The 358-nt window shown below is 66.2% G+C and carries 1 protein-coding gene; it reads right to left on the reverse strand.

Annotated elements, in window-relative coordinates:
* A partial coding sequence (locus CVH10_RS18400; protein WP_146143045.1) for a hypothetical protein occupies window positions 1-239 on the reverse strand: 239 nt, incomplete at its 3' end.
* Window positions 240-358 lie beyond the last annotated feature (119 nt).

The raw sequence follows: 358 nt of genomic DNA on the forward strand, positions 1-358 counted from the left end.
GCGGTCAGGCTGGCGAGCTGGCGCAGACCCTCCTCGGAGCGCTGCAGGGCCAGTTGCACCTCGCGCTGCTGGCGGGCGTGGTGCTGCATGCGGCCTTCCTGGAACTGGCGGGTCAGGTTGCTATGACCCAGCCAGGTGAACAGCGACACCAGCAGCAGCAGCAGCAGGCTGCTGAGCGCGACCACGCGCCAGGTCAGGCTCAAGGAGCGATGATTCCGGAACAGCGTCGTGAAGGACATGTCTCCGATTCCTCGGGGTTGGGCAACAGGCTAGGAGACGGCCGAGAAGCGCAGCGACATCTGGAACAGCAGCAGGTTCCAGTCCTCGACGGTGTCGGCGGGATCCGGGTTGTCGCGTG

It is taken from the genome of Halomonas sp. ND22Bw, from assembly GCF_003011945.1.
GTDB lineage: Bacteria > Pseudomonadota > Gammaproteobacteria > Pseudomonadales > Halomonadaceae > Halomonas > Halomonas halophila.